This is a genomic window from Streptomyces sp. (assembly GCF_036566765.1).
Classification (GTDB): Bacteria; Actinomycetota; Actinomycetes; order Streptomycetales; family Streptomycetaceae; genus Streptomyces.
Map to the genome: position 1 here is coordinate 1 of NZ_DATCVQ010000461.1, position 5,063 is coordinate 5,063.

Annotated in this window: 7 protein-coding genes; 6 read left to right on the forward strand and 1 reads right to left on the reverse strand. The window is 73.6% G+C overall.

Annotated elements, in window-relative coordinates; translation table 11 throughout:
- Positions 1-192 precede the first annotated feature (192 nt).
- Genes VIU94_RS27345 through VIU94_RS27355 form a run of 3 tightly spaced genes read left to right on the forward strand, consistent with a single transcriptional unit; the run spans position 193 to position 3,022 of the window.
- Positions 193-1,005: a hypothetical protein gene (locus VIU94_RS27345; protein ID WP_331915116.1), complete on the forward strand. Its 813-nt coding sequence runs from the start codon at positions 193-195 to the stop codon at positions 1,003-1,005.
- A gap of 5 nt (positions 1,006-1,010) precedes the next feature.
- Positions 1,011-2,261: a type VII secretion-associated serine protease mycosin gene (gene mycP / locus VIU94_RS27350; RefSeq protein WP_414721023.1), complete on the forward strand. Its 1,251-nt coding sequence runs from the start codon at positions 1,011-1,013 to the stop codon at positions 2,259-2,261.
- A 26-nt stretch (positions 2,262-2,287) separates the two neighbouring features.
- A complete protein-coding gene (locus VIU94_RS27355) occupies positions 2,288-3,022 on the forward strand; it encodes an SseB family protein (RefSeq protein WP_331915110.1) in 735 nt (244 codons plus the stop codon).
- A 20-nt stretch (positions 3,023-3,042) separates the two neighbouring features.
- On the opposite strand, the gene VIU94_RS27360 is transcribed toward VIU94_RS27355, so the two are convergent.
- Positions 3,043-3,420, reverse strand: coding sequence for a DUF1844 domain-containing protein (locus VIU94_RS27360; protein WP_331915112.1), 378 nt, complete (start codon positions 3,418-3,420; stop codon positions 3,043-3,045).
- Positions 3,421-3,794: 374 nt separating this feature from the next.
- Here VIU94_RS27360 and infC point away from each other — a divergent pair, with 374 nt between their 5' ends.
- The 3 genes from infC to VIU94_RS27375 form a co-directional block, all read left to right on the forward strand.
- Complete coding sequence (infC, locus tag VIU94_RS27365) at positions 3,795-4,496, forward strand: translation initiation factor IF-3 (RefSeq protein ID WP_331915114.1); 702 nt, start codon at positions 3,795-3,797, stop codon at positions 4,494-4,496.
- A gap of 127 nt (positions 4,497-4,623) precedes the next feature.
- On the forward strand, positions 4,624-4,818 hold the full coding sequence (gene rpmI, locus VIU94_RS27370) for a 50S ribosomal protein L35 (protein ID WP_015032399.1): 195 nt from the start codon (positions 4,624-4,626) through the stop codon (positions 4,816-4,818).
- A gap of 106 nt (positions 4,819-4,924) precedes the next feature.
- On the forward strand, positions 4,925-5,063 hold a 139-nt coding region (locus tag VIU94_RS27375), incomplete at its 3' end, for a 50S ribosomal protein L20 (protein ID WP_331915120.1).

Below are 5,063 nucleotides of genomic sequence, written 5' to 3' on the forward strand. Positions count from 1 at the left end.
CAGGCCGCGACTCCCGCGGCCCCGCCCGCCGTGGCACCTGGCCCCCAGCCGGCCCGTGCGCCTCAGGTCCCGCCTGCCCCCGCCGCCCCGCCCCGCCCCTATGGGGTCCCCGCCGTCGAGACGACGGCGCGGCTGCGGCCCGTGCGCGATACCGGGCCGGTGCCGGTGGTGCCCGCCTACCGGCAGTACGCCGTGCCGCCCGAGACGCCCAGTGAGACGACCACGCGGCTGCGGCCCGTCCGGGTGCGCCGGGTCGGGTGGGTCGTGGCGGCCGGGACGTGTCTGGTGCTGGGGCTCGGGCTCGTCGGCGGGGCCGTGGCCGGGGTGTTGCTGGCGCGGCAAGATGCCGGGGCCGCGGAGGAGCCCGTGGGGTACGCGGAGGCGCGTGCCGCCTGGCACAGCACGCCCGTCGACACCCTCTTCCCTCGCACCCTGAAGGGCGCCGGCTCCGGTCCCGGCGGCGCCGACCGCGTCTGGACCCGGCTCACCATCGGCCCCGACGCGCCCTGCTCCGCCGCCGTCCTCTCGCCCGCGCTCGTCGCCACCCTCCAGCCCACCGGCTGCGTCCGCGTCGTGCGCGCCACCTACACCGACGCCACCGCCACCAGCGTCATCACCGTCGGCCTCGTCTTCACCGACGCCGACGCCACCGCGATGCGCACCCTCGGCGGCCAGCTCACCACCGGCGGCCGGAACAAGCTGGCCGACCACATGCCGCACGCCCTGCCCGCCCCCGGCACCCCCGCCGCCCGCTTCGGCGACCCGCAGCGCGCCAGTTGGCAGCTCGCGACCGTGCCCGAGCTGCCCGTTCTCGTGTACGCCGTCTCCGGCTTCGCCGACGGCCGCCCGGTGCCCAAGCCCCAGCCCGCGGCCGAGGCCATGTCCGGCGGCCAGACCACCGCCGTCGCCCAGGCCGGCCTCGGCCACGAGGCCAAGGGCGTCGCCGACCGCATAGAACGCGGGCTGCGCATGACCGTTTCCGCGGCCACGAAGGACCCGAAGTGACGCGAGTGACCCGAGCGACCCACACGACCCCCGCGACGCGAGCGGCACGTGCGGTCCGTCCCCGCCTCACCCGCTCCCGCGCCCTCGCCGCCCTCCTCGCCGCCTCCTTCGTCGTGCTCCCCGCCGCCGGCCCCGCGCAGGCCGACACCATCCGCGCCCGCCAGTGGGGCCTCGAAGCCCTGCACACCTCCGAGGCCTGGCGCACCACCAAGGGGCGCGGCGTGACCGTCGCCGTGCTCGACACCGGCGTCGACGCGACCCACCCCGACCTCGCCGGCAACGTCATGGAGGGCAAGGACCTCATCGGCTTCGGCGCCCGCCGCGGCGACCGCGCCTGGGCCCGGCACGGCACCGCCATGGCCGGGATCATCGCGGGCCAGGGGCACGGCCCCGGCCGCCAGGACGGTGTCCTCGGCATCGCGCCCCAGGCACGGATCCTGCCCGTCCGGGTCATCCTCGAAGGCGCCGACAAGTCCCGCGCCCGCGCCCGCCAGACCCGCGGCAGCGCCCTCGCCCAGGGCATCCGCTGGGCCGCCGACCACGGCGCCGACGTCATCAACCTCTCCCTCGGCGACGACAGCGAGTCCGCCCACCCCGACGCCGGCGAGGACGCCGCCGTCCAGTACGCCCTCGCCAAGGGCGTCGTCGTCGTGGCCTCGGCCGGCAACGGCGGCGACAAGGGCGACCACGTCTCGTACCCGGCCGCCTACCCCGGCGTCATCGCCGTCACCGCCGTCGACATGTACGGCACCCACGCCTCGTTCTCCACCAGCCGCTGGTACGCCACCGTCAGCGCCCCCGGCGTCGACGTCGTCATCGCCGACCCCGACCGCCGCTACTACGAGGGCTGGGGCACCAGCGCCGCCGCCGCGTTCGTCTCCGGGGCCGCCGCCCTCGTCCGCGGCGCGCACCCCGGACTGACGCCCGCCCAGGTGAAGAAGCTCCTCATCGACACCGCCCGGGACCGGCCCAAGGGCGGCCGCGACGACGACAAGGGGTACGGCACCGTCGACCCCGCCGCCGCGATCAGGGCCGGCGGCAAGGTGGCCGCCACGGCCAAGGCCGCCGCAGGCGAGGCTGCCGCGGCCGGCCAGAAGAGCACGTACTTCGGCCCCGGCCCGAGCCCCGAGCCCGTGGACGACCGACCCATAGGGGTACTCGCCCCCACCGCCGGCGGCCTCGGCATCCTGCTCCTCGCCGCCGCAGTCGCCCTCTGGCGCGGCAGCCGCACCCCGAGGCCCCGCCGCACCTGGTGACCCGCCCCGCCCGTTACCCTCAGGGCGTGGCGCTCAAGAACATTCCGGACCCTGGCTTCTCCGACGACGACGGCACCGCGGACCCGCGGCTCGCCGCGGCCCTTGCGGGGTGGGCGGAGGATCGTACTGCTCACGCGCCGGTCCTGGAGGCGCTCAAGGACGCTCGGCTGCTGGTGCCCGTCGTCGCCGTGCTCGGCGAGGTCGAGGAGGACCCCGAGACCGGGCTGCGGCGCGAGAAGACCAGCGACATGGCGGTGCCGACGCTCACGGCGGGGAACCGCCGGGCGCTGCCCGCCTTCACCTCGATCGCCTCGCTCGCGCTCTGGGACCCGGCCGCCCGCCCCGTGGCCGTGCCGCTGCACCAGGCGCTGCAGGCCGCCGCGCACGAGAAGGCCGACACGGTCGTGCTCGACCTCGCGGGCCCGGTGCCGTACCAGCTGACCGGCCCCGCCCTGCTGGCCCTCGCGGAGGGGCGGACGAGCACGGACCCGCTGCGGGACCCGGCCGTACGGGACGCGGTGCGCGCCGCGGTCGCCACCGAGCCGGCCGTCGTACGGGCCTACCTGGGCCCGGGAACCGCCGACGGCACCCTCGCCCTCGTGCTCGCCGACGGCGCCGTCCCGGCGGAGGCGGCCCAGCGGGTGGCCCGTGCCCTGGCCGCCGACGAAACGCTGAGGGCCCGCCTGGTGCGGGGCCTCGACCTGGCACTGCTGCCGGCCTCGGTCCCGCCTCCCGGCGAGCCCTTCTACGTCAGGGACTGACCCCTCGCGGGGCCCACGGGTCAGCCGTAGACCGGACCCGTGTACTTCTCGCCCGGGCCCTGGCCCGGCTCGTCCGGGACGATCGAGGCCTCGCGGAACGCCAGCTGAAGGGACTTCAGACCGTCCCGCAGCGGCGCCGCGTGGAACGAGCTGATCTCCGTCGCGCTCGCGTCCAGCAGACCGGCCAGCGCGTGCACCAGCTTGCGCGCCTCGTCCAGGTCCTTGTGGGCCTCGCCCTCCTCGGCCAGCCCGAGCTTCACCGCGGCGGCGCTCATCAGGTTGACGGCGACCGTCACGATCACCTTGATCGCCGGGACCTCCGCGATGTCGCGGGTCATGGCGTCGAAGTCGGGGGAGTCCTGGGACTCGGCGGAGTCCGTGTGGGGCGTTTCGCTCATACCCCACACGATAAGCGGGGCCCGGCGGGAGCCGCCGCGCGGGCCCTTCCGCGCAGGGCGCGGGCCCCGCCCGCGGCCCTGGAGCTGTCTCCGTTCGCGAACAGAGACAGCTCCTGCTAACCTTGTGTAACGACCGGCCGGACACCTACGTGCCCGGCCCACAAGTGGAGGCTCCGCTCTCCCACCTTGTCGCCCTCGCGGGCGACGGGTCACCGGTCAGACGGCCACCATCGTTCCGTACGGACGATGGAGTCGTCCGATGTGCGCCCCGCGGTTCACCGTGGTGGTGCTCCGGTATTGCCATGGAGCCCCGCCTGTGTCCCGTCCGGGGCATTTTTCATGTGCCGGCATGGTTGGTCTCAACGATTCAACACGTGACGTGTCCGTCCGCCAAGGCGGTCGCGTGGTGCAACCGAGGAGGATCCATCAGCGCCGAGCCCCGCATCAACGAGCGGATTCGCGTTCCCGAGGTGCGTCTTGTCGGCCCCAGTGGCGAGCAGGTGGGCATTGTTCCGCTTGCCAAGGCCCTGGAGCTCGCGCAGGAGTACGACCTCGACCTGGTCGAGGTCGCGGCGAACGCCCGCCCGCCCGTGTGCAAGCTCATGGACTACGGGAAGTTCAAGTACGAGTCGGCCATGAAGGCCCGTGAAGCGCGCAAGAACCAGGCGCACACGGTCATCAAGGAGATGAAGCTCCGGCCGAAGATCGACCCGCACGACTATGACACCAAGAAGGGTCACGTCGTCCGGTTCCTGAAGCAGGGCGACAAGGTCAAGATCACGATCATGTTCCGTGGTCGTGAGCAGTCCCGGCCCGAGCTCGGTTACCGACTGCTGCAGCGCCTCGCCGAGGACGTGCAGGAGCTCGGCTTCATCGAGTCGAACCCGAAGCAGGACGGCCGGAACATGATCATGGTTCTGGGCCCGCACAAGAAGAAGACCGAGGCCATGGCCGAGGCGCGCGAGGCTCAGGCCGCGCGCAAGGCGGAGCGCCAGGGCGGTTCGTCCGAGGCTGCTCCCGAGGTCGACGTCGAGCAGTCTTCGGCCGACGCGTCGGCCGAGAACGCCGAGGCGTGATCCGGCGGGGGCTGCCCTCCCAGCAGCCCCCCGGTTCCGCCCGGCACCACCAAACGAAGATTGACGCTCCCGGTCGCCCGGTGCCCGCACCGGAGGGGAGCGCCACTGACGAGGAGAGAACGGCGCTATGCCGAAGAACAAGACGCACTCCGGTGCCAAGAAGCGCTTCAAGGTCACCGGCTCCGGCAAGATCCTGCGGGAGCGCGCCGGCAAGCGCCACCTGCTCGAGCACAAGTCGTCCAAGCTGACGCGTCGCCTCACCGGCAACGCGGAGATGGCCCCGGGCGACGCGGCCAAGATCAAGAAGATGCTGGGCATCTGAGCTTGATCTCCCGCCCTCGGTGACGAGGGCCTCCGGCCCAGTCCGGGACCCATTCGCATCCGGGTCGTGTGAGTTCAACCACGGCCCCGCTACAAGGAGTTAAGAAGTGGCACGCGTCAAGCGGGCAGTCAACGCCCACAAGAAGCGCCGGGCGATCCTCGAGGCGGCCTCCGGCTACCGCGGTCAGCGTTCGCGCCTGTACCGCAAGGCCAAGGAGCAGGTCACCCACTCGCTGGTCTACAACT

Bases quoted from the DNA above. Each gene is read 5' to 3' on its own strand.
- VIU94_RS27360 (WP_331915112.1), bottom strand. From the start codon at position 3,420: ATGAGCGAAACGCCCCACACGGACTCCGCCGAGTCCCAGGACTCCCCC.
- rpmI (WP_015032399.1), top strand. From the start codon at position 4,624: ATGCCGAAGAACAAGACGCACTCCGGTGCCAAGAAGCGCTTCAAGGTC.